We start from the raw sequence: 22,726 nt of genomic DNA, 5'->3' as shown, positions 1-22,726 counted from the left end.
ATCGGGTGGGTCCTCGTCATGCTCGCCGGCTGCGCCGCCTGCGCGTGCCTGCGGTCCCGGCGCAAAGCGCCGCCGTATGATCCCCTCCCCACCATGTGGTCGCGCGAATGGGTCAAGAGAGAAAAGGACCCAGACAGTGACGCTCCATATCCTTGCCCATGGCCTCCCCGATCCGGACGGCCCCGCACGACCGGTCGCCGGCCGCCAGTTCGAGGCGCTCAGTGAGCTCGAGACACTGGCCGGTGTGACCGACCGGGTGGCCTTCTGGCGCCGGTTCAGCCACCTGCCCCTGCAATATCGCGTCCGGCGCGGCCAGGAGGTCCTGCATCAGAGCGTCCATGAGCGGATCGCGCAAGGCAAGCTGACGCCCGAGGAGACCCCAAAGGAACGGGCCCTGCGCTCGCTCAAACGGGCGACGACGGCTTTCATCGAGCCCAGTGATCCGACGGCGCAACCGCTGCCGGACGTCCTTGATGCACTCGCCCGATCGGCCGACGCGGCACGTGATGCCGGCGCGACGGCGCTCGAGATCATCGATGCCAGCGAGGGGCTGGAGCATTAGAGCCTCCCCGCCCCTGCCCTCAACACCCTGACCCGTCATAGCGGCCACCCTCCAGGTGGCCGTTCGTCGTTTCGCGCCCCCGGCCAGCTCGCTGCGCCGGGCGATCGCGCATGCCCGGAGCCCTTCCATGGCCGATTTCGGAACCCAGTTCAGCCTTTTCGACAGCACGCCCCTCAGCGGGAAAGACACCTGCCTCTATTGGGGAGAACTGGAAGGAGAAGACGCCGACGCCGCGCCGGTCGCGCTCGCCAAGGCACTAACCGAAGCACCGGCCGTCGTGCCGCATCCGCCTGACGGGCCTCCGTGGCCTGGCCACGGGTTGGCAGGCCCGCGCGCGGGATAACGTTGCCGCCATCCGGCTGCTGGGAGAGCTTGAGCGAGACGAGCGCAACGCGACCGCGGCCGAGCAGCAGATCCTCAGTCGCTTCGTCGGCTTCGGTGCCGGCGATCTGGCCAACAATCTGTTCCCCCGCGCAGGCGACACCGTTGGCCGAGGCTGGGAAGAGATCGGCGCCGAGCTGACCGCCTGCACGAGCGAGACCGAACGCGCGGCGCTGGCGAGGGCAGTGCAATACGCCCACTACACCCCGGAATATATCGTGCATACGATCTGGGACTTCCTGCTCGCACGTGGCTTCCAGGGCGGATCCGTGCTCGAGCCAGGCTGCGGCACTGGCCTGTTCATCGCAACGCGACCCGCGAAGCTCGACGGCAGCATCGCATTCACCGGCATCGAGATGGACGCAGTGACTGCGCGGATCGCCCGGCGCCTCTATCCCCGGCAGTGGATCCGCCAGGAGGATTTCACCAAGGCGAAGCTCGACAGCGGATACGATCTCGCGATCGGCAATCCGCCGTTCTCCAACCGGACCGTCCATAACGCCGACGACCGTGCCCTCTGGGGCTTCAGCCTCCACGACTATTTCATCGCCCGGTCGATCGAGGCCCTGCGGCCAGGCGGGATCGCGGCGTTCGTGACCTCGCGTCATACGCTCGACAAGAGCAGCACGACGGCAAGGGCACACATGCAGGGGATGGCAGACCTGCTGGGCGCGGTCCGGCTGCCGGCAACGGCAATGCGCGCCGATGCCGGAACCGACGTCGTGGTCGACGTCCTGGTCTTCCGTCGCCGCGCAATCGGCGAGCTGCCGGGCGATGACCGCTGGCTGGAGAGCGCGGAGATTCCCGACACCGATCTCGGCGAGGGCGCTCTGCACGTGAACCGCTACTATCTGGATCATGGCGAGCAGGTCCTCGGACGGCATGCCTGGACCACGAGCCAGTTCGGGCCGGACTATACCTGCGAGCCGATCGCCGGCGTTGCGCTGGACGAGGCGCTACCGATTGCGCTCGGCCGCATCGCACCGGACGTCCGTTTCCCAGCACCGACCGACGGTCGGATCGTGGCGCCGGCGGCCGACGGCCGCCAGATCGGCACCGCGGCGGATGGCGCCGACCTGAAAGAGGGCAGCTACTTCCTGGAAGGCGGCGTGCTGCACCAGATCGTCGCCGGACGATCGAGCCGGGTCCTCATCCGGAAAGGCGAGCAGAAGGAGGGCCTGTTCCAGAAGCACGCGCGCATCATCGAGGCGCTGGTTCCGGTGCGTGACGCTGCCCGGCGCGTGCTGCGCGCCCAGATGGAAAACCAGCCGTTCGCGAAAGGGCAGGGGGACCTGAAGCGCGCCTACCAGGCGTTCGTGCGGCAGTTCGGACCGATCAACCTGACAAAGACGACGGTGCGCGTGACCGAGACCACAGGCGTCGAGACCGAGACGCAGCGGCGCCCGAACCTGCAGCCGTTCTACGATGACCCGGATGTGTGGCTGGTCAGTTCGATCGAAGAATATGACGAAGCGACGGAGACAGGCAGGCCCGGACCACTGTTCACCGATCGCGTCATCCATGCGCCGGTGGAGCCGGAAATCCATTCCGCTCACGACGCCCTGGCGGTCTCCCTGCACGATACCGGCCGCGTCGACATCCCGCTGATCGCGGAGCTTCTCGGGCGGTCCGAGAGCGACGTGGTGACGGAACTCGGCTCGGCGATCTTTCTCGATCCCGCCTTTACCTTCCCGGGCCGGGATTCCTACGTCACGGCCGACGCCTATCTCAGCGGACCCGTGCGGACCAAGCTGGCGAAGGCTCGCGACGCCGCCAGCCATGATGGCCGCTACGCCCGCAACGTCACGGCGCTGGAGGCTGTGCAGCCCGAAGACCTGCGGCCCTCCGATATCACCGCCCGACTGGGCGCGCCCTGGCTTCCGGTGAGCGACGTTACGGACTTCGTCCGGGAGGTGCTCGGGGTGGAGACGCGGATCCACCACACCGCGCAGGTGGCGTGCTGGAGCGTCGACAAACTGCCGTTCGCCGGCAAGGCCGAGGCGACATCGGTCTGGGGCACGGAGCGCCGCCACGCGGGCGAGCTGCCGGAAGACGCGCTGACCCAGGCCAGTCCGAAGATCTACGACACCTGGACCGACCAGGACGGCGAACATCGTGTGTTGAACACGCAGGAGACGGAAGCGGCCAAGGAAAAGCTGGCAGCGATCAGGAGCGCATTCTCAACGTGGGTGTGGCAGGACGCCGAGCGTGCGGATCGCCTGGTGCGGCTCTACAACGACACCTACAACAACCTGGTCGCCCGTAAATTCGACGGCGCGCATCTCCGCCTGCCGGGCGCCAGCACGACGATCCGGCTGCGCGAGCATCAGAAGCGGGTCATCTGGCGGATCATCGCCACGGGGGGCACCTACATCGCCCACGCCGTGGGCAGCGGCAAGACGTTCTCGATGTGCGCGGCCGTGATGGAGCAGCGCCGCCTCGGTCTGATCTCGAAAGCGATGATCGTCGTGCCCGGGCATTGCCTGGCGCAGATGGCGCGCGAGTTCCTGATGCTCTACCCGACGGCGAAAATCCTGGTCGCCGACGAGACGAACTTCGTGAAGGAGAAACGCCAGCGGTTCCTGGCGCGCGCCGCCACAGGGAATTGGGACGCGATCATCATCACCCACGATGCGTTCAAGTTCATTCCGGTCGAAGCCGCGTTCGAGCGGCAGATGATCGAGGCGCAGATCGCCTCATACGAGGAACTGCTCGACCAGGTGGACGGCGAAGACCGTCTATCGCGCAAGCGCATCGAGCGGATGAAGGAGGGTATGGAGGCGAAGCTCGAAGGCCTCGCCGCCCGCAAGGATGACCTCGTGCATCTGGGCGAGATCGGGATCGACCAGATCCTGGTCGACGAGGCGCAGCAGTTTCGCAAGCTCAGTTTTGCGACCAACCAGTCCGACCTGAAGGGCATCGATCCGAACGGCAGCCAGCGGGCGTGGGACCTGTTCGTGAAGACCCGCTATCTGGCGGCGCGGAATCCGGAGCGTCCGCTGATCCTGGCCTCTGGCTCCCCGATCACCAACACGCTTGGCGAGCTCTACACCGTGCAGCGCTACATGGCGCTGGAGAGCCTGCAGGAACGCTATCTGCACGAGTTCGATCCGTGGGCGGCGAATTTCGGGGAGACCCGCACCGAACTCGAACTGCAGCCGAGCGGTCTATACAAGCCGGTGACCCGCTTTACCGAGTTCGTGAACGTCGCCGATCTGATGGCGATGTATCTGCATTTTGCCGATGTCGTGCAGCAGGAGGACCTGCGCCGATATGTGAAGCTTCCGGCAATTCATGGCGGACACCGCGAAATCGTCGTTGCGCCGGCGAATGACGACTTCCGCGCCTACCAGAAAGTGTTGGCCGAGCGCATCCGCGTCATCGAGAACCGGAAGGCGCGTCCCCAGAAAGGCGACGACATCCTTCTGTCGGTGATCAACGACGCGCGGCACGCCGCGATCGATCTGCGCTTCGTCGAGCGCGACCCCGCGAACGAGAATGCGCCCAGCAAGCTCGACGTCATGATCCGCAACGTGTTCCGGATCTGGCAGGAGACGTCGGAGAACCGCTACACCAACCCGGAAACCGGCCGTCCGTATGATCTGCCTGGCGCCGTGCAGATGGTGTTCTCCGATCTCGGCACCGCGGCCGCCGAAGGGAAACGCGGCTTCTCGGCGTATCTGTGGATGCGCGACGAGCTGGTGCGGATGGGTGTGCCCCGCGACCAGATCGCCTTCATGCAGGACTACAAGAAGGCGGCGGCCAAGCTCCGCCTGTTCGGTGACCTGAACAGCGGGCGCAAGCGGATCCTGATCGGCTCGACCGCGACCATGGGGACGGGGGTGAACGCCCAGCAGCGGCTGATTGCACTGCACCACCTCGACGTGCCCTGGCTCGTCTCCGACATCATCCAGCGTGAGGGGCGGATCGAACGCCAGGGCAATCAGAACCCGGTTATCCATATCTACGCCTACGCCCAGGAGGGATCGGTGGACGCCACGAACTGGCAGCTCCTGGAGCGCAAGTTGCGCTTCATCTCGCTCGCCATGTCGGGGGACCGCTCGATCCGCCGAATTGAGGACGTCAACGACGACGGTAATCAGTTCGCCATGGCCAAGGCGCTCGCGTCAGGCGATGCACGGCTGATGCAGAAGGCGGGGCTGGAGGCCGAGCTGGCCAGGCTCGAACGGCTCCATGCCGCGCATTACGACGACCAGTTCGCGGTGCGGCGCGCGATCCAGGCCGGCGAGCGGGACATCGCCAGGGCAAACGAGCTGCTTCCTAAGATCGAGGCGGACATCGCGCGCCGGGAGCCGACCCGTGGCGACGCATTCCGCCTCGAGGCGCCGCGTGGCGCCATGGCAGAGCGGGAGAGGGCAGGGGCCTTTCTCCTGGGGCAGGCCCGCATGGCGGAGAAGCAGGGGGAGGAGGGACGCTGGGTCCTCGGCCGCATCGGCGGTTTCGACATCGTGCTCGAAGCGTGGGTGCAGCGGTTTCGTCTGGACGAGAAGCGCAAGGTCGAGGCCACGCTGGCGATCGACTTCAGCCACGGAATCGCGGGGGTAGAGTTCGACGCTGAGACCAAGCCACTGGGGATTGTGTCCAAAATCGAGCACGCCCTGTTACGTCTGGACTCTACTCACGCCGAGACGCTGCGCAGTAGAGCGGACGCCGAGGGTCGTCTGCCGGCCTATCGCGCCCGGCTTGACGTGCCGTTCCGCGAGCAGGCGCTGCTTGACGAGAAGCGGAACGCGCTGGCCGAACTGGAGGCGGAGCTTGCGGCAACGGCCAACCCTGCCGGGAACGACAACGAAGCGGATCCGGTGAATAATGCAGCGGACGGGGACAGTGCGGCTGCTGCGTAGGAGAGGCTAGGGCAAATCAATTCACCGGCGTTCCTGGAGGATGCCGGCGATGCCAGTCTGCTAGGGTACGAAAGCCGTTGCTCACGCCGGCCTTGCCCTCATGTCAGACATCAGGTGGTTAGGAGAGTTTCCCGGAAGTGGACATAAAACATCGAGCACTCAGATGGAAACTCCTGATAGCCAACTTCCGCACGCACGCTTACTGGCTCGAGATTCGAAACTCACCAGGTGATGAGGGGGTAACGGCAGTGGCGTTCGCTTCCGGACTGGTTCCCTGAGTGCTCACGCTGCTAAGTTTCTCTCTGAACGTTTCCGTAAAGCGCATCAGAATAAGGGGCGAGTGAAAGCGGCGCACCTCCTTGATTCTGGGCAAGATTTCATCCCAAATCGCCACAATTGGCTGGAGATATTGCATATTGGCTGGACTGGATTGACCGCCTCGCAGCAGGAAGCGAACGTAGAAGTCGTCGTCTTCTGTATTGGTCGATGACCAATACAGAGTGGTGAAAAAAACAGCCTTTGCGCAAAGCACTTCAAGTAGCTCTTGATTGAAAGAGTGACCTGTCTCCATCTCAATCGCACCCAAGTACTCGCAGATTTGCGATAAAAGAAGTTCCAGTCGAGTCAAGGGCCTCGGATGAGAGCCTTCAACATCCGCTATCGGAACAATAGGCTTACTTCCGTTGAAACGGAAAAAGACCAAAGAGAGGCCGCACACCATTAGGTAAAGTGTCCCGCATAAAACTTCGGGCCGCTCCTGAGCGTCGGCAAAGCTGGGATCCTCTATATGTCGAAGCAAATCCGTGGCGTAGAAGATCGTCGCCGCGAAGTCGGCGGCAAGTTCCGTAACATGAGAGACCAGCGCTTCTCGATCATTGATAGGTTTGTGATGTGAAACCTCGAAATCGTGTACGTCAGTCGTTTGCATGGCTTCATCTCCCCTGGGCCCGAACTCGTGGCGTATGATGCCATGCTCTTGCAGGAGGTGGCCGAGCTCATGGAAATACACCCACGTGATCGCCGCGATGAACATGTTCCTGACGTGTTCGTCTTCGTTGAAGCATCCGGGGAGTTTCGCGTGATTGTCATAAAACTCGTAGGGGGCAAAATCTCCTTCTGGCCTGCTTCGCAGGAACTCGCAAAAATCTTCGATGTCACGCCACACCTGTCGCACAAACTCGTAGTATATCGTGATGCTGTGCTGCGGCGGTTTGTCGCTTTGACTTAGAGAGGACGCGTAGGCGCCATAAATTTCCTTCTCACTCCAACAAATCGACAATTTTCCGCCCAGAGGGGCGTATATTGTGTCATTTGTATCATTAGTGATGCAGCTTAAAACCTCACCTGCCAACTGATAGATCTCGGCATCTTCCATCGCGCGCTTTCCTATTTTTTAGAGGCTGTCTCTTAACTCTGTTGTAATGGAGATAGCTAGCTGTGACGAGATCTGCCTCCCGCATTCTTACGAGACGGAGTTGGAATATTAGCGCTGGGACTCATATCCGATTACTTTATGCTGCTGGCTATGAGTAAATGCTCAAAGAATGATTTGCCCGATCCGTTCACTTTGTGTCCATTTTGGTAATATTTATGCTATAAGCCGACCTTCCGCTTGCCCCCCCTTGCGGACGAAGATGTAGGGGAAAAACAAGCGGAGAGTAGGCAAAGGAAGCGCAAAGCCAGACCATCCCGTCCGCACCAAGTGGTGGGTGCTCCCCATGCTCGTCGGCTACGCCGCCTGCGCGTGGGTTGCGCTCCCGGCGCCAGGGCGCCGCACTTGGCCCGGCCAGGCTGCCCCGGCTCCCCGACCCTGAAAAGGGAAGGGAAAACGATGCTGAACGGCAACACGCACCATACGATCCTCCATGGCCACCTGTTCTGCGGGTTGGGGGGCGGCGCAAAGGGCTTCAATGCCACCAAGGCCCGCCATGGGACACTCTCCGCGGATTTCGAATGCCTCGGCGGGATTGATGTCGATCCCGCGGCGATCCGGGATTTCGAGCGCCTGGCCGGTGTTCCCGGCACGGTGCTGGACCTCTTCGATCGTGGTCAATATCGAACGTTCCATGGAACGGAGCCGCCGGCGGATTGGCGGGAGGCCGGCCCGCAGGACATTCACCGCGCGTTCGGCTTCCGCCGCCCTCATATTCTGTTCCTTTCGGCGCCATGCAAGGGATTCTCCGGCCTGCTCTCGGAGCGGACCAGCCGGACGCCGAAATACCAGGCCCTGAACAGATTGACGTTACGTGGCATCTGGCTGACGCTGGAAGCGTACAAAGACGACCCGATCGAGTTCATCCTGTTCGAGAACGTGCCGCGTATTGCGACGCGGGGCCGCGAGCTGCTCGATCAGATTGTCGCCCTTCTGCGCGCATACGGATACGCGGTTGCGGAGACGACGCACGATTGCGGCGAATTGGGTGGGCTTGCGCAGCGGCGCAAGCGCTTCCTGCTGGTCGCGCGTCATGCGCAGAAAGTCCGCCCCTTCCTGTGGGAACCCCCGAAGCGGGCGCTTCAGGGTGTGGGCGATGTGCTGTCGCGCATGAAGCTGCCCGGCGACGCCGACGCCGGGCCGATGCACCGCATTCCGCGGCTGCACTGGCAGACCTGGGTGCGCCTTGCCTTTGTCGAGGCCGGGAAGGACTGGCGATCGCTGGAGCGGCTTGCCGTCCAGGACGGATTGCTGCGCGACTACGCGCTGGTCCAGGACAGCCCTGGCTGCTCACCTGCGGCGTCCGAGATCCCCGATCCCCGGCCGAGCAATCACCGGAAGTTCGCCAACATCTACCGTGTCGTCGCCTGGGACGCGGCCACGTCCACGGTTATCGGCCGCTCTCAACCCAGCGACGGTGCGATGAGCGTCGCCGACCCACGCCCCGGTCTCGCGCGCGGCAAGGGAGACGACTATCTGACCGCCGGACATTACGGCGTGGTTCGGTGGAAGGATGGCTGCGGTGCCGTGAGTGCCGCGGCCGGCCACGACAACGGCCGCTGGGCCGTGGCGGATCCACGCCCGCCGTTGCGGGCGCACGATGACCGCCTGATTTCGGTCATTCGCGCGGAAGACGGCACCTGGCACCGGCCGTTCACGACCGCCGAGCTGGCGTGCCTGCAATCCCTCTTCGACCCGGAGGAACAGGCCGAACTCGATGGCCTGAACGACACGGCGTGGCGGGAGCGGATCGGCAATGCCGTCCCGCCGGACGCAGCACAGGCGATCGCGGAGGCAATGGGCCGCACGCTGCTGGCCGCCTGGAGCGGAGAGAGCTTCATGCTCAGCGCGGCGCCGATCTGGGTCAGGCCGATCGCGATCGCAGCCAGCGTCGATGTTCCTCTCTACCAATAATCTTTGCCGATCAGGAGATCATCATGGCCGAGTATCGGGTCAAAATCGGGTTCTGGCTGCGGGCATACGACAGCTTCACGATCGACGCCGCCTCACCGGAGGAGGCGATCGAAATCGCCAAGCGGGAGGCCCGGAAAGAAATCGAAAGCAGCGGGAAGCCGGAGCATATCGAAACCGACGCGCGGCGCGAGGGCGTGATCCTGTATGTCGATCGCGTGGGCGCAGCCCTCGATGCCGCGACGATCGCCGAGGATCTCGCGTTTGATGACGATCGGATTCATCCGGCGGAGGAATGCCCGGCAGAGCAGGAAATCCAATCTGCCTGACAAACGAGAGAAGAGGCGGAACAGCGAAGAGAAGCAGAAGAGAAAGGTGGCTGCCACGACCCCGGCGCGCGCTCAAGGCCAAGGCGAGCGCGGCATAGCCGCGGCCTTGCCCGCGCGCCGGGCCCGTGCCCGCCGGGGAATATCAGGCAGGAAAGTGATGGCAGGGTGCCGCCGCTTGTCCGGATGCCTGCGCTCTCCGAAAGGCCGAACCATGACCTCTGAATTTCGCGAAGTCGACCCGCGCACGCTGATTCCCAACCCGAACAACCCGCGCACCTCTCCGCCGAACGAAGAAAGGGACCGCCGTTTCGCCTTGAATATCCAGATCGTCGGCGTGCTGCAGCCCCCGGTCGTGCGCGAGCAGGCCGACGGAAGCCTCATGATCGTCTACGGGCACCGACGGGTGCGCTGCTCGATCATGGCGAAGCTCAAGGTGATCCCGGTGATCGTGCGATCCGGCGACGAGAAGCTCGACGACCTGGCAGCGGGCTCGGAGAACATGATTCGTGAGGACATGTCGCTGCCCGACCAGTGGCGCTACGTCGACCGGATGCGCCGCGAGAAGAACTATACCGAGCGGCAGTTGTGCAAGGCGCTGATGGTCACACCTGCCTATCTGAAGCGACTGTCGCTGTTGGCAGGCCTGCATCCGCCGATCCTCGACGCGATCGAGATCGATTACGGTCCGGACGAGCGTGCCCTGCGGGTCATCGCGCGGACGCCGGCGGACGAGCAGAGAGCTGCCTGGGCTGAGATCTGGTCCGAAACGATCGCCGACGACGCCGACCCGGCCGAATATCGCATGACCGAGGACGAGGCGAAGGATTTCGATTGGACGGACTTCGCTCACGCTCTTGAGCACACCCAGTTCTTTGCCCGCGACGCCTCATTCGACGATGCTCTCGCCCGCAAGCACGGGATCGCCTGGGAAGAAGACCTGTTTGCCGAGGGCGGCCAGGATAACCGCTACACCGTGGACCGTGAGCGCTATGCGAACGCGCAGCGCGCATGGATCGAGAGCCAGCTCGGCGAAGACGATGTGTTTCTCGCGACGCATGAATATGGGCACCCGAGGATGGAAGACGGCATGCGTCGGCTGTGGCATGCCGAGGAAGGGCCGCGCGCGTTTTATCTGGATTCCCGGACGTTGCAGGTCGGCTATGTCTTCTTCGAGCGATGGACACCCCAGCCCGGCGCAGGGGCGACCATGGGGGCGTCGGCGCCGGCTCCGAAGGTCCGCCGCGACATCTCGGGCACCGGTGAGAAGATGATCGGCCAGATCCGGACGCGCGCGCTGCATAGCGCCCTGGACGCTGCGTGCGCGACCGCGGAGCCGTGGGACCTGGTCGGGGCTCTTCTGCTCGCCTTCTGCGGAGACAATATTGCAGTCCAGGGAGATCCGACAGGCGGATATGGGGAGCAGTCCGCGCGCGACGCCGCCGCTGCCGCCCTGTTCCCGGAAGGTGTTCTGGTGAGGGATCCCGATCTCCTGCGCACGCATACGATGGCGGTGCTCCGGAGCGTGGCCAACTGCGATGTGAGCCTCCACAGCGGTAGCGGGATCGCGGCGCAGCTGCTCGGCGTGCTGTTCGATGCCGACGTGCAGATGCCGAACATGGCGTTCGACGAGTTCCTGAAGACGTTCAGCAAGGCCGGCATCACGACTGCGGTCGAGGCAGAGGGCCTGGCCGCCCAGTCCACGGGGAAGGTGATGCGCGCGGCGCTGATCGCCCATGTCGGGGAGGGACGCTGGGTGCCGGAGGCGGCAGGCTTTGCGCAGTCGACAGCCGCGTGGAAAGCGAAACTTGCGAAGGACGCGCACGATGCGGCGCGCCTCGCGGCGTACGCCGAGGACGATGACGGGGATCAGGACGAGGAGCCGTCTGACGCCGACGACGGTGACGACCAGGTGTCCGCAGAGGATGAGACGGCGCCGGAGGACGCCAATGCAGCGTGCGTGAGCGCGGCTGCGGAGACTGACGGGGCAGGGGAGGCGCTCGACGCTGTTGCCGAGCGGCTGCGGGATGAGTTCGCCTCGACCGCCGAGGGGCGCGCGCATTTCGACAGCCACGTCGTGTTCGTGAAGGCAGCGTGATCTCGGGGATCGCCAGTTGGGGCAGCGAGACCGAGCCCTTCCAGTTTGCGGGGAAGAACCCGATCCCGCGCAATGATCGGGACCCGACGATGGCCAGCTACACGGCTGGCCATCTTGGCTTCCATGGTTGGATGCGCGCGGTCGACCGCGCGATCTGGAGGTGGACCGGGCTGGGCGTATTCGATTTGCCCGACCGCTGCTGGCGTGATGCCTACGAGGAGCAGATCCCGCCGGCGGAAGCCGCACAGGAGGCGCTCGAGGACGAGGGATGCCCTCTGAAATAGGCAAGGAGCGGAGAAGGACAGGCGAAGAGCGTGGGGCTGCCAGAGCGGGCAGGCCCTGCCGAAAGGTGGGTGCTCCCCATGCTCGCCGGCTGCGCCGCCTGCGCGTGGGGTGCGCTCCCGGCGCCACGGCGCCGCTTTCGACAGGTCCTCCCCGCCCTGGCCGGCCGATCGGTATTCCAGAAGGAGAAGACCGATGTCGAATGTCTCTTTCCGCTCGTCCGGGGCTGGCCCGCGCCGGCCGGCTCCGATCCGCTGGGCCTGCACCTCAGGGCCAGTCACCTGCAGGCGGTGCTATGCCGCCTTCGAGGAAGGTGACCCCGCGTATCGGGTGGGCTGTCGTGGCTGTGCCGCGCCGGCAGGCGTCCCCTGTCGGCGCCCTCGTGGCGGGAACGAGCGGGTCTGCCATCAGCGCGATACCGATGCCATCGGGATGGGCCTGCTCGATCCATGCGACGGATTGAGCTGGGACGGCCGTCACGACAAGCCGCTGCCGTTGTTCGCGGTGCCGGTCGCCAACGCGTGCCGGGTGGTCACCGGCTCGCCGGCGAATGCCGACCCGAATGGTCTTCCGGCTGCGGCGCCGGCGGATGGACGGAGAACGAGCCTGCCGCTAGAGAAACTCTGGGCCGCCTGAATGAGCCGGTAGCGGCGAAACGGGCGATGCGTGGCTACGACATCGCCCGTCGCGGCCCCTTGATCGTAGCCGGGTCAGGCACCTCGGGGCCGTGGTGCCGAAGCCCATCAGAAGAGGAGTGTCCCCATGATCGTCCTGATCGTGGTGGACGGGAAGTGGCTTTCGAAGCTTCGTCGTAAGATGAAGAAAGCTCTCCAGGCGGCTGCAACCGTCCTGAAGAGCCTCTCCGAATAGTCACATTCCTGCACCGGCCGGGGGGTTATCTTTTCCCGGATGCCCCTCGGCCACCTCTGATGATGGCAAGCCCGGCTGCGGTTTTCAAGGGCGGTGTGTCCGGTGGACATGCCGCCCTTGGCTTATACCGATCCGCGCGCCGCAGGCCGTCCTGCGCGAGGAAAGCAGCGAAACGGAAAGAGAGAAAGGGGGAGAGGAGGGGCGTGCCAGAACATGGCGGCCGCCGCCAGAGCGTCGCCATGCTCGCGCGCTGCGCGCCCTGCGCGTGGCTCCGTGAACGGCGCTGACGCGCCGCTCTGGCCCCGGCCACCATGTCCCGACACGCGGAAAAGCATCCAGCAAGAAATAAGGAGAGCCGGATGTCCGTGCAAAACAACCCGATCGAGGTCGGCACCATGGTGTCGAGTATCCTCTACAACCGTGGTCGCGGCTACGTGACCAGGATCCAGGGCGCGCAGAGGCCCGACACTGTAAGGCGGCTGTCAGGCACGGCGATCGCCGCCGGAGGCGCTGCCACGTTCGACATCGTTTTCGAGTCCGGGAGCTACTCCCGCCTGCTTCCCGAGGCGATCCTGCATGGCGTTCAGTGGACGATTCATGACCGGGAGGAGGGGTTTGCCGACCAGGAACAGCTTGCTGCCCTGTGTCGCCATGCAGACGAGGTGATCGCACAGCAAAGAGCCCAGGCAGAGGCTGCGCAGGAAGCGTTTGAGCAGGAGATCGCCAGGCTGCGTGCAGACACGGCCCACGCCATGCTGACGCAGGGCGATACGGGCGACGGAACAATCGCCGCGAAGAACATCCGTGTCCTGCTGAAGGAGGCCTTTCCCGCCGTGAAATTCTCGGTGCGCAAAAGGCATTACGGCGCGCTCACCGTCAGTTGGGCGGACGGGCCGGATTCCAATGCTGTGGAGGCTATCACCGACCTTTTCCGGAGCGGGCACGATGGCAACGCCACGCCGTGGATGATGGTCTTCGGCCATGCCGAATACATTTTCACCTCCCGCTCTTAATCGGGCCGTCCCCAAAACACTGCATCCAGGCCGCCCGTGAGGCGGCCTTTTGCGTTTCTGGAGCCTTTTTCCATGCCGACAATCATCCTCTCCGCTCACCCCGCCCGCCGCTACGAAAGAGAGACGCTGACCGGCACTCAGATCGAGTACGGCCAGAAAGTGGTTCCCTCGGTCTGCATCGAAGCTCGTACGGTGCCGGAAATTGCCGAACAGGCGCGCGCCTTCGGCGCCTCGGTCTTCACTGCAGCACCGCGCGTCTCCTTTCTGGTCTCTGTTCAGGTGGCTCGTGGTGAACGGAAGCCACGGGGGTTCGATGTTGCCGATCGTGCCGGCCAGTTCCACGATGCGGACTGGATACACAGCGAGGTCGAAAGCCCTGTCCGGCACGTCGACGGGCCCGGTGTGCGCATGTGGGGAAGCCGCTTCGCGCCATTCCAGATGGATGGCCAGGAGCCGTTCTGGCCTGGCGCGGAGCCGGACGACTTCACCTCGCCCGCGGATGGATCGGTCGGTCTCTACGGCTATCTCCGGGCGATCAACGCGCGCGTGCAGCGTTGCACCGACAGTTGGCAGAGCCTGCCTTCTCTCGCGCATGAAGTGCCGCTGCACGACCGCTACGGAGCCCGCGTCCATCCATTCGATGTGGCAGTCGAATTGCTGGCCCGTCGGCTGTCGCCGACCGTGACTGCCGCCTGAAGACGCCCAATGCAGCGGGGCCGTGATTGCCCGCCCCGCTGCCGCACCGAAATAACCTGATAGCCGGAGAAAAACATGTCCAAGGCGGCCAACGTCCCGAATGGGGTGCGCAAGTTCCTCGACCTGAGCACTGGTCATCTTCCTGCGTCCGATCGCGTGCTGATGGTGTCCTCAGCGCTTGAAACGCTCTCCTTCAGCGCGTTTCCCGGGGTTTATGGATGGTTCGTTCATGTCCCCGAGGACGGTACCCCCGTCCGTTGGAACGGGAGTGACGCATTGGACACCGTGTTTGCGCGCGCCCGCGAACTGGACTGCGATTACGTGCTGCTCGACGCAGACGGGCCACGAGATGAGGCGTTGCCCTGGTTCGATGAGGATTGAAGGAATGGCCGATTATTTCACGAGATTCTCCGCTCGCCTTCCGATGAAGTGCGAGGAGGCTCTTCATGAGGCCCTACTCGCTCTGGAGGAGCGGCGTAACGCTGGAGAGGGTGACGACGACCCGAACTATGGTCGCTTTGACGCGGTGTATGACCATCTCGACGCCGCTGGAAAGCCGGTTGTGTGGATTCACAGCCGCGCGGGGTCACCCGACAATGTTGTCGCCTTCGTCCAGGATTGTGCGGAACGCGGTCTGACGGAGCCAGGGCTGTGGACCCTGATATGGTCGTTTGATTGCAGCAGACCCCGCCTGGACGCATACGGGGGCGGCGCCTGCATCGTCGATCTGAAGACCGGCGCGATCGTGGACAGATTGGATCTGCGGCATTGGGCCAATGTCCAGATAGCGGGATTGCGCGCAGCGGAGCGAGACGCCGCCATGCTGATTGGTGAGGGTTCTTAGTAGACGGGCCGGGAGCGGCGCGGTCCGTGAGCCATTTTGGACACAAATCTCCCCACTCCGCGGGCTCTGGGAAAACGCCCCTCGGCAAGCCCGGTATTAGGAGAGGTAGGAAAGCGTAGGGAGAGAAGGGGAGAGAGGAGAAGAGAGAGAATCCGCTCTCATGGGGCGGGGGGGGGGGGGGGCGGGGGGGGGGGGGCGGGGCGGCCGCCCCCCCCCCCCCCCCCCCCCCCCCCCCCCCCCCCCCCCCCCCCGCCCCATGAAGCTGCCGATCAGGTCGAAGAAAAGACCTGAGAGAGGCAGAGATGAAGCGAAATTCCAGCGATCTTGCCCTGAACGCGGCGCGGGCTGCGGCACGGCGATACGGGTCCGAAGCGGTGATCTTTGAGGACCTGGCGATCGGCGACCGGTTCTGTTTTGCTGGTGGTTCGAGCAAGACGATCTGCATCAAGATCCGTCGGAAGCGATACAGTCTGGATGGTCGGGTCTGCTACGCGACGGCCACGCGCGCGGTCGTGCGCGCAGGCGGCTGAAATGAAAGTGCATACCCCGAGCCCATTCACCGGGTGCGAGCATGGCTGCCGTCTCCGCGTCACGCTCGCGAGCGGACACCAGGCCGAAGGTGAACTCCAGATCTTCGGCGGGCACCGAATGCTGATTATTCGTGACCCATCCGCTCCGATGGGTCATCGGGTCGAAGGGCCCCTGCGCCGGGCCGATGTGACCAGCGTGGCGATTCTGCAAAGCCGCGACGAGGTGCGTGAGGAGAAGCGGACCCAGCGCTTCGGCAAGCTGGTCTTCACCTGGGAGCCGACGACGCGCGTGGATATCCGCACCCAACTGGAGGGCATTGCCCGCGCGATTGCCGACAACCCGCGCGGCGGCGATTTCCACCGTCGGCTTGAGCTGGAAGCTCAGTTCGCACATCTGGCCAGCCGCATCGGGCTTGGCCAGGCCAAACGGGCCTGGGTGCTGGCGGAGGGGACATGGTATCGCACGCACAACCATCCTCCCACCATGGCGGATCTGTGGGGGAGCGAGCTCGCCTCGCCGTCGTGTTTCCGTCGGCCGCGCGACGAGGACTTCGATCCCGATCCCGCCGTGCGCAACCGGCCGGCGCCCGTTCCATCCTGGGTTTTGCACGACCCTCTCTCGATCCGGAACATGCATGCCGCCTTTGAAGAGGCCGGCCTGTCTGCTCGTATCCATCGCCTTGGCGATCCGCCGCATGAGCATGGTGCGATCCTGGTGAAGATGCCGGCCAGGGGGCGCGCCCAGTTCGAGGTGACCGGCCGGCGGAACGACGCCGGCGTCATGTGCTGGAAGCACGCATGGGACGTGCTGGACACGCCGACGGGCGACAGGCGCCTCCATGTGGTGCGGCAATCTGTCGCCTACCAGAAGATGCTGGAGGTGATCCGGATCGGAAGGGCCGCGCTTCAGCTCAACTTCTCCACCATGCTCGACCTCGTGTGAGGTGGAGGCGCCGTGGACGGCGACCCCATCCGCACCCGAGCCATTTTGGACACAAATCGCTTCGGCGACGCAGGCAATCCGCCGCGCCCGATGCAGCCAGGAAAACAGAAGGAATCGTCATATGGCAACCAGGGCCAAAGCCTCTGCCGTACGCTCTTCGGCTGAACGCGCGGACATTTACCAGGAAGTCACGGACCGGATCGTCACCGAACTCGAAAATGGACGCCTTCCCTGGGTCCAGCCATGGTCGAATACCGTGGCAACGCCGTCTGTGCCGCGTAATGCGACGACAGGGCGTCGCTATTCCGGGATCAATGTTCTCCTGCTTTGGGGCAGCCAGCAGAAGTCGGGTTTCCCGACCCAGCGTTGGCTGACATTCCGCCAGGCTCTCGCAGCGGGCGGAAATGTCCGCAGGGGTGAAAAGGGTACGACCGTGTTCTTTGCGAGCACGTTCGTTCCTGATGGGCACAAGCAGGAATCCGATCCGCGGGCCGTGCCTTTCCTGAAACGGTTCACCGTGTTCAACGTGCAGCAATGCGACGACCTGCCTGCCGAGATGACGGCGGCCCCATTACCGCAACCCGATCATGTGACGGTTCCTCGTGCGGAGAGCCTCTTGCGTGCGACCGGGGCTGATCTGCGCATTGGTGGCGACAAGGCTTTCTACATGCCGTCTCTGGATTACATCCAGATTCCGCCACGGCACGCCTATTTCGACCAGATAAACTGGTACCGCACGGCACTGCACGAAGTCGGTCATTGGACTGGGAGTGTAAAACGGCTGGATCGGGACCAGACAGGCAGTTTCGGGACCCATGCTTATATGGGAGAGGAAATCGTCGCCGAGATGACCTCTGCCTTTGTTCTTGCCGAATTGAGCATACAACCGTCCGTGCGTCACGCGGATTACATAGGTGCGTGGCTTGATATGCTTCGCGAGGACAAGCGCGCTATCTTCAAGGCCGCGCGGCTCGCCACGCAGGCGGCGGATTATATTCTTGCGTTCGAAGAGGCAACGCCCGCTCGGGGCGCGCCCGAAATGATGGCAGCATAGGCCGATGCGCGCCGTGATCACCGTGTTCTGGGGCAATCCCTGCACGGTACCCCCGCCCGACATCCCGACGCTGGACGACGGGCGGACGCGCTGGTCGTGCACCATTCTCGCCGCCGGCGACAGCGAAGCGGTTCGCGCCATGTACGCCCCGGCCGTGCGACCGGGTCTCGGCTGGTCCCACGGTTGGTCCCCGCTGACGGAAGCGCCCAAGCGCTGGAGTGGGGAGCGGAAGGCCGCCGCGCGCCGTAGAAACCTCCGCCGGCGTCTGGAGCGCTCGATGCCGCTGTTCGCGGAGCAGCTGGAGAGGGAAGAGCTTGCGAAGCGGCCAGCCTATTTCGACGCGAAGAGCATAGAAGGCGAAGGAAAAGGCAGAGAGGAAAAGGGATAAACAGAAGGGGAGGCGGCTCTCATGGCGGGCCGTCCGCCGCAAGGGTGCGTCGCAGGCTCCCGGCGCAAGCGCCGCCCTTGCAGCGGCCGTCCCCCCATGAGGCCCGGAAATCATCGAGGAGAAGAAGAAAAAGGGCTCAGCGCTGTCTGGCCGGTCTTCGACTCCCGATGCCTTTCCATCGCAGCCACAGGAGCGACCTCATGGCAGACCATCGCAAAACCCCGACACGCCTGACAGATGCGTTCGAAGCGCTCGCGCTGATCGGAGGCGGATTGGCGCTCGCCTTCACCGTATGGCTGTTCATCGCCGCGCCCACATTTCTCGCCGGGATTCCGTCGGATCTCGATCACCGGCACCCGGTCCAGGTGGCCGCACGATGAACGGGCGCGCGGAAGCGCACGGTCGGTCGGAGGGCGCTACTATGGCGCCCTCCCATCCAGGCAATGAAACGATCGACGCCCTGGTAGTCGAAGCCCTCGACTACCAGGCCGAGGCGTTCGATCACGACGAGCCAGTCGACGGCGGCGATCTGGTGGAGTGGTTCGCGGCATGGCGGTTGGCCGTTCGTTTGGCGCGCGGCGTCGGGCCGAAGGCGTGAGACGATGTCCGTCCGGATCAGGAAAATTGCGAAGCTGCTTGAGGCAGCCCGTCATCGCCACGACCTCTATACCGTCTTCTCCGACTGTATGGAGGCGATGGCGATCACATTGGCCAATGCCGCGGACCCCAGCCAGCGCGACGATCGCGAAGCCCGGTATCTGAAGATTGTCGGGCGCTATGACCGTTCGACGATCGAGACATGGCCCCAGATTCTCGCAGAGCTTGCTCTCGCATTGGAGGAGAGCCCAACGGACGTGCTCGGTGCCGTCTTCGGGATGCTGGAATTGCACAATGCGCATCGCGGGCAATTCTTCACGCCATTCGAGGTGTGCCGCCCGGCGGCGCGCATGCAGATCGGGGATGGAGCTCAAGCCCGACGGATTATCGAGCAATCCGGATTCATCACCGTCCATGAGCCGGCGTGCGGTGCCGGCGCCATGGTTATCGGCTTCGCTGAAACATTGCGGGAGGCCGGGATCAATTACCAACAGCACATGCACGTCACCGCGGTCGATGTGGATCCGCGCGCCGCGCACATGGCTTACGTCCAGTTTTCCCTGCTGCATATCCCGGCCACCGTGATTGTCGGCAATTCGCTGACGCTGGAGACCCGCGAGAGCTGGTTCACCCTGGCACATATCCTCGGCGGGTGGTCACACAGGCTGGCCGTAAGAGAGCCGACGGCTCTTGAAGCCGAGCCTCCCAGAGCTCCCGTTGTCCCCGCTACGACAGCCGTTAATCCAGCGCCGGCCGCGCAGCCCGTGCTGCAACTGTCCCTGTTCTGAATTCCCGGAGACTCCGCAATGATCCGCCAATACTACGCTTCCCCCTTCCAGGGAGGGGATAACCCACTGCGCGTCGGCTGCGTTGCCGTGGGCACCATCTTTCGCCTGCCCGCGCCCGGGGACCGCTATGCGTCATGGATCCTGGAGGCGTTCCTGAACGGCCAGTGCATGGCATGCGCTTTCAACCGCAGCACGGGACGCTGGGAAGACCGTTATATGTCCCGGCGCTCCGACGCCGTCGTCATCCGTTCTCTGGCGCATGGCAAGCGCGTGACCGTTGCGCTGCGTTGGCTGCTCCATGAGGGCGGGGACGAGGCTGCCGCTGCACCGTATCCGGGCCTGCCCGATGTGCAGCGCTTCCACGGCGCCTATCGTCGTGCGGCCGAGGCCTCGCGCATGCTTCGGAGGGCGGCATGACGGTCGGCCTTCAGCTTCCATCCCTGCGCCGGCCGCCCTTGGCCGCTGGCGGCTTCGTCGCTACGCGCTGGGCCAGCGGGGAGGACAAGGCGCGGATGGGCGATGCCATCCTCGCATTCGTCGCCAGGGGCATGCCGAGGTCTGGATGGACCAGGCCTCTCTACAACCGGCTGTCACAGATGTTCGGCTTCCTCGCGCATCACGACATTCACGGATTCTGGCAGGTTCATTTCGCCAGCACCGCGGGCCGGATCGCGTTCCTCGAGCAGATCGCTCTTTATCCGTGCTGGGGCCAGCCGACGGCCGTCTGGTCGGATGTGGAGCGGGAAATCCGGGCTCGCATCCTCGAATCCGGGCTGATTGCGGCCTACCGCGCCCAGGAGAGGCAGGAGACGGCCCGCGCGGAGCGCGAGCAGCTCGCCCACCTGCTGGCGAAATACGGGGGCCCGCCCCACGGCGAACTGCCCTCTGTCGCGATCCCGGCGCAGCATGTGTCGCAGCTCGCCCTGCTGTAAGGGGAATGCACCCGGCCGGAAGCTTAATCCCGCCGGGTGCAAGGGTCATGCCGCCTCCGCGGCAACCAGATGACCATGGTCGACCAGACCTGCCTCCATGAACGGCACCGCCATCCGTGGCACGCCGCGGATGATGAATTCGGCACCGGTTGGGACCGAAAGCCACCAGGCGAGACCTTGCGGCTCCAGCCGTGGTTCGCCCTTCACAAAACGGATGCCCTTTCCCGGACGGGCAATGGTGCGACCCTTCAAAACGCCGGCGACCTGCCTGCCGCCGAGGTAGATGTCGGCGTTGAAGCGGCGGAACAATGGGTAGGCGACACTGCGTTCATTTACGGCAACTGTAAGGTCGATCTGATCGGCTACCGTCTCCGGTCGCCCGTCGACGCCAAAGAGCAGGCGGCACATCGCCCGCAGTTCGGGTTCCCATTTGGGGTCGAACCGCCATTTCCCCTTGCCGACGAAGCGGCCGCGATAGCGGCCGGCCTGGCACGCCAGTTCGGGATGGAACGGCGCGTCGAGCGTAATGTAGGCTCCGTCGACCGAAAGTATCGCCATGATGATGACCTCAGCGTGAGTCGAAACTGTCGTGATTCTATTTGCGCCGATTCGCGATGTACAGACAAAAATGTACGGGGAAGCAGAAAAGATCGTGATTGAGCAAAGAGAGTCACGAAAGAGAAGGTAGGGGTGGGGAAGGAAGTGGCTGTAGCTGCGTCGCCCTCGGGTTGCTGCGGTCTGGACCGGGCGGCACTCCCGTTAATCCCCGGCCTTCGGCCGCCTGCGGTTTCAGCGTCACCGTGAAGCGGCAAGCCGCTTCCGCACCACTGACGCCTCCAGGGATCAACACTCGCTTTCCGCCCGGTCCCTGTCGACCGCACCCGAGGACGACGCGGCATTCGCCACGTCAGGGATGAGATGCGAAGAGGAAAGAAGAGATGGCCGGTAGCGTGAACAAGGTGATCCTGGTCGGCAACCTGGGCAAGGACCCCGAAGTCCGGAACGCGCAGAATGGCACGAAGATCGTTAGCCTGACGATGGCGACCAGCGAGACCTGGATCGACAAGACCTCCGGCGAGCGTCGCGAGAAGACCGAGTGGCATCGGGTCGTGATCTTCAACGAGCGGATCGCGGACGTGGCCGATCGCTTTCTCCGCAAAGGGCGGAAGATCTACCTTGAAGGTGCGCTTCAGACCCGGAAATGGACGGACCAGAGCGGGCAGGACCGCTACACGACCGAGATCGTGGTGGACCGCTTCCGCGGTGACCTGGTGCTGCTCGACAGCGCTGCCAGCCACAGTGACGAGAGCCGTTACGGGCTGGACGAACGGCCGTCCCGGAATGCGCCGGCCCGGGATGACGGGTTTGGCGGGGGCAGCGCCGGCGTGGGCCTCGATGACGAGATCCCGTTCGCGCCATGCGTCGACTGAACTCTGCGCCGCCGTGCCTCCGGGCACGGCGGAAGGGCCGCTAGCGCGGCCGCATCCGGAAAAGGAAGAAACTCCATGTGCCAGTTCTCGACGGGAACCAGTCCCGTTCTGTCAGCCCCGCTGTTCCATCGTGCGGCAACCGCCGGCGTTCGCATCGGAGCTGCGCGCCGTTTACTCGCCGAGGCCTCCCTGCTCGAAGACGAAGCGGCGGACGCCGCCGTCAGTGCGGCAGCGCGCGCCATGTGGCGGCGCGAGGCGGACGCCTTCCATCGCTCAGCGCGCCGCCTGCTGCTCGACGCGGCACAGTGATGCTGCCGCGTGTGCAGTAAGAGCGCCGTCCAGGACAGCCCACGCTGCGAGCAGTCTGGTTCCTGTGCGCCAGACGGACATGGTGGTCGTGGCGATCAGGGCCTGACGGGAATCATCGTGCCGCGTCTGGCGATCCCCTGTCCATCCCAGGTCCTGCAACTCCGTGAGGCGACGGAGCATGCGGTCGATGAGCGGCTGGAACCAACGGGTGACGTCTTCACGCGCGGTTCGCGGGTCCGGCGGAAGCGTGATGTCGCCGAGCATCTTCATGCCAGTACGGCGACCTTCCGCCTCGACGGCGGCCGGATGTGGCGGTTCGCCCAGGCCGCGACGGGCAAGCTGGTTGTACACCGTGGCATATTCGGGCAAGAGGGAGCGCACCAGTTCAATAGTAGGCAGCGCCCGGCGTTCAGCCGGGAAGCGAAGCAGGGTGCCGCCAGGGCGGCCGGAGATGGTCACATCGCGCATGAGACGC

24 protein-coding genes and 1 pseudogene are annotated in these 22,726 nt (G+C 64.5%); 22 read left to right on the top strand and 3 right to left on the bottom strand.

Features of this window, described 5'->3' with window-relative positions:
- Window positions 1-136: 136 nt before the first annotated feature.
- Complete coding sequence (locus ABF821_RS00885) at window positions 137-562, top strand: hypothetical protein (protein WP_415528732.1); 426 nt, start codon at window positions 137-139, stop codon at window positions 560-562.
- Between the two features lie 127 nt (window positions 563-689).
- Window positions 690-5,808: pseudogene (locus ABF821_RS00880) on the top strand (Eco57I restriction-modification methylase domain-containing protein).
- Window positions 5,809-6,007: 199 nt separating this feature from the next.
- Here ABF821_RS00880 and ABF821_RS00875 read toward each other — a convergent pair.
- Window positions 6,008-7,183 (bottom strand): hypothetical protein, encoded by a 1,176-nt coding sequence (locus ABF821_RS00875; protein WP_415528731.1) that lies wholly within the window; start codon window positions 7,181-7,183, stop codon window positions 6,008-6,010.
- A gap of 456 nt (window positions 7,184-7,639) precedes the next feature.
- Here ABF821_RS00875 and ABF821_RS00870 point away from each other — a divergent pair, with 456 nt between their 5' ends.
- The 18 genes from ABF821_RS00870 to ABF821_RS00785 all read left to right on the top strand — a co-directional run bounded on the left by ABF821_RS00870 (window position 7,640) and on the right by ABF821_RS00785 (window position 20,512).
- Window positions 7,640-9,154 (top strand): DNA cytosine methyltransferase, encoded by a 1,515-nt coding sequence (locus ABF821_RS00870; protein ID WP_415528730.1) that lies wholly within the window; start codon window positions 7,640-7,642, stop codon window positions 9,152-9,154.
- A 23-nt stretch (window positions 9,155-9,177) separates the two neighbouring features.
- The gene (locus tag ABF821_RS00865; RefSeq protein WP_415528729.1) at window positions 9,178-9,480 is read left to right on the top strand and encodes a hypothetical protein; all 303 of its coding nucleotides are present in this window, start codon (window positions 9,178-9,180) and stop codon (window positions 9,478-9,480) included.
- A gap of 211 nt (window positions 9,481-9,691) precedes the next feature.
- Window positions 9,692-11,575 (top strand): ParB/RepB/Spo0J family partition protein, encoded by a 1,884-nt coding sequence (locus ABF821_RS00860; RefSeq protein WP_415528728.1) that lies wholly within the window; start codon window positions 9,692-9,694, stop codon window positions 11,573-11,575.
- Window positions 11,572-11,859, top strand: a complete 288-nt coding sequence (locus ABF821_RS00855; protein ID WP_415528727.1) for a hypothetical protein — start codon at window positions 11,572-11,574, stop codon at window positions 11,857-11,859. The genes ABF821_RS00860 and ABF821_RS00855 overlap by 4 nt, the downstream gene beginning before the upstream one ends.
- Window positions 11,860-12,052: 193 nt before the next feature.
- Entirely contained in the window at window positions 12,053-12,493 is a 441-nt protein-coding gene (locus ABF821_RS00850) for a hypothetical protein (RefSeq protein WP_415528726.1), read from the top strand.
- A gap of 593 nt (window positions 12,494-13,086) precedes the next feature.
- Window positions 13,087-13,740, top strand: coding sequence for an LPD29 domain-containing protein (locus ABF821_RS00845; RefSeq protein ID WP_415528725.1), 654 nt, complete (start codon window positions 13,087-13,089; stop codon window positions 13,738-13,740).
- A gap of 72 nt (window positions 13,741-13,812) precedes the next feature.
- A complete protein-coding gene (locus ABF821_RS00840) occupies window positions 13,813-14,436 on the top strand; it encodes a hypothetical protein (RefSeq protein WP_415528724.1) in 624 nt (207 codons plus the stop codon).
- 75 nt (window positions 14,437-14,511) lie between these two features.
- Window positions 14,512-14,817: a hypothetical protein gene (locus tag ABF821_RS00835; protein ID WP_415528723.1), complete on the top strand. Its 306-nt coding sequence runs from the start codon at window positions 14,512-14,514 to the stop codon at window positions 14,815-14,817.
- A 4-nt stretch (window positions 14,818-14,821) separates the two neighbouring features.
- Window positions 14,822-15,280, top strand: coding sequence for a hypothetical protein (locus tag ABF821_RS00830; RefSeq protein ID WP_415528722.1), 459 nt, complete (start codon window positions 14,822-14,824; stop codon window positions 15,278-15,280).
- Between the two features lie 302 nt (window positions 15,281-15,582).
- Window positions 15,583-15,810 carry a hypothetical protein gene (locus ABF821_RS00825; RefSeq protein WP_415528721.1) on the top strand — a complete coding sequence of 76 codons (228 nt, stop codon included), beginning with the start codon at window positions 15,583-15,585 and terminating at the stop codon, window positions 15,808-15,810.
- Between the two features lie 118 nt (window positions 15,811-15,928).
- Complete coding sequence (locus ABF821_RS00820; RefSeq protein WP_415528720.1) at window positions 15,929-16,753, top strand: hypothetical protein; 825 nt, start codon at window positions 15,929-15,931, stop codon at window positions 16,751-16,753.
- Between the two features lie 121 nt (window positions 16,754-16,874).
- Window positions 16,875-17,807, top strand: coding sequence for an ArdC family protein (locus ABF821_RS00815; protein WP_415528719.1), 933 nt, complete (start codon window positions 16,875-16,877; stop codon window positions 17,805-17,807).
- A 4-nt stretch (window positions 17,808-17,811) separates the two neighbouring features.
- Entirely contained in the window at window positions 17,812-18,195 is a 384-nt protein-coding gene (locus tag ABF821_RS00810; RefSeq protein WP_259654923.1) for a hypothetical protein, read from the top strand.
- Between the two features lie 200 nt (window positions 18,196-18,395).
- Complete coding sequence (locus tag ABF821_RS00805; RefSeq protein ID WP_183010643.1) at window positions 18,396-18,575, top strand: hypothetical protein; 180 nt, start codon at window positions 18,396-18,398, stop codon at window positions 18,573-18,575.
- A 41-nt stretch (window positions 18,576-18,616) separates the two neighbouring features.
- The gene (locus ABF821_RS00800; protein ID WP_415528718.1) at window positions 18,617-18,793 is read left to right on the top strand and encodes a hypothetical protein; all 177 of its coding nucleotides are present in this window, start codon (window positions 18,617-18,619) and stop codon (window positions 18,791-18,793) included.
- Window positions 18,794-18,797: 4 nt separating this feature from the next.
- On the top strand, window positions 18,798-19,580 hold the full coding sequence (locus ABF821_RS00795) for an N-6 DNA methylase (protein WP_415528717.1): 783 nt from the start codon (window positions 18,798-18,800) through the stop codon (window positions 19,578-19,580).
- Between the two features lie 18 nt (window positions 19,581-19,598).
- On the top strand, window positions 19,599-19,997 hold the full coding sequence (locus ABF821_RS00790; protein WP_415528716.1) for a hypothetical protein: 399 nt from the start codon (window positions 19,599-19,601) through the stop codon (window positions 19,995-19,997).
- A complete protein-coding gene (locus ABF821_RS00785; RefSeq protein WP_415528715.1) occupies window positions 19,994-20,512 on the top strand; it encodes a hypothetical protein in 519 nt (172 codons plus the stop codon). The genes ABF821_RS00790 and ABF821_RS00785 overlap by 4 nt, the downstream gene beginning before the upstream one ends.
- 45 nt (window positions 20,513-20,557) lie before the next feature.
- Here the strand turns inward: ABF821_RS00785 and ABF821_RS00780 are convergent, their stop codons facing one another.
- A complete protein-coding gene (locus tag ABF821_RS00780) occupies window positions 20,558-21,070 on the bottom strand; it encodes a hypothetical protein (RefSeq protein WP_183010639.1) in 513 nt (170 codons plus the stop codon).
- Window positions 21,071-21,450: 380 nt separating this feature from the next.
- On the opposite strand from ABF821_RS00780, the gene ssb reads away from it, so the two are divergent.
- Both ssb and ABF821_RS00770 read left to right on the top strand, forming a co-directional pair.
- On the top strand, window positions 21,451-21,942 hold the full coding sequence (ssb, locus tag ABF821_RS00775) for a single-stranded DNA-binding protein (protein ID WP_415528714.1): 492 nt from the start codon (window positions 21,451-21,453) through the stop codon (window positions 21,940-21,942).
- 75 nt (window positions 21,943-22,017) lie between these two features.
- The gene (locus ABF821_RS00770) at window positions 22,018-22,251 is read left to right on the top strand and encodes a hypothetical protein (RefSeq protein WP_415528713.1); all 234 of its coding nucleotides are present in this window, start codon (window positions 22,018-22,020) and stop codon (window positions 22,249-22,251) included.
- Here ABF821_RS00770 and ABF821_RS00765 read toward each other — a convergent pair.
- Window positions 22,216-22,719 carry a hypothetical protein gene (locus ABF821_RS00765; RefSeq protein WP_415528712.1) on the bottom strand — a complete coding sequence of 168 codons (504 nt, stop codon included), beginning with the start codon at window positions 22,717-22,719 and terminating at the stop codon, window positions 22,216-22,218. The genes ABF821_RS00770 and ABF821_RS00765 overlap by 36 nt on opposite strands.
- Between the last annotated feature and the right edge of the window lie 7 nt (window positions 22,720-22,726).

It is taken from the genome of Gluconacetobacter sp., from assembly GCF_047721585.1.
GTDB classification, from domain to species: domain Bacteria; phylum Pseudomonadota; class Alphaproteobacteria; order Acetobacterales; family Acetobacteraceae; genus Gluconacetobacter; species Gluconacetobacter dulcium.
Note: the sequence above shows the minus strand (reverse complement) of the source record. Positions and strands in the feature narration are given on the sequence as shown.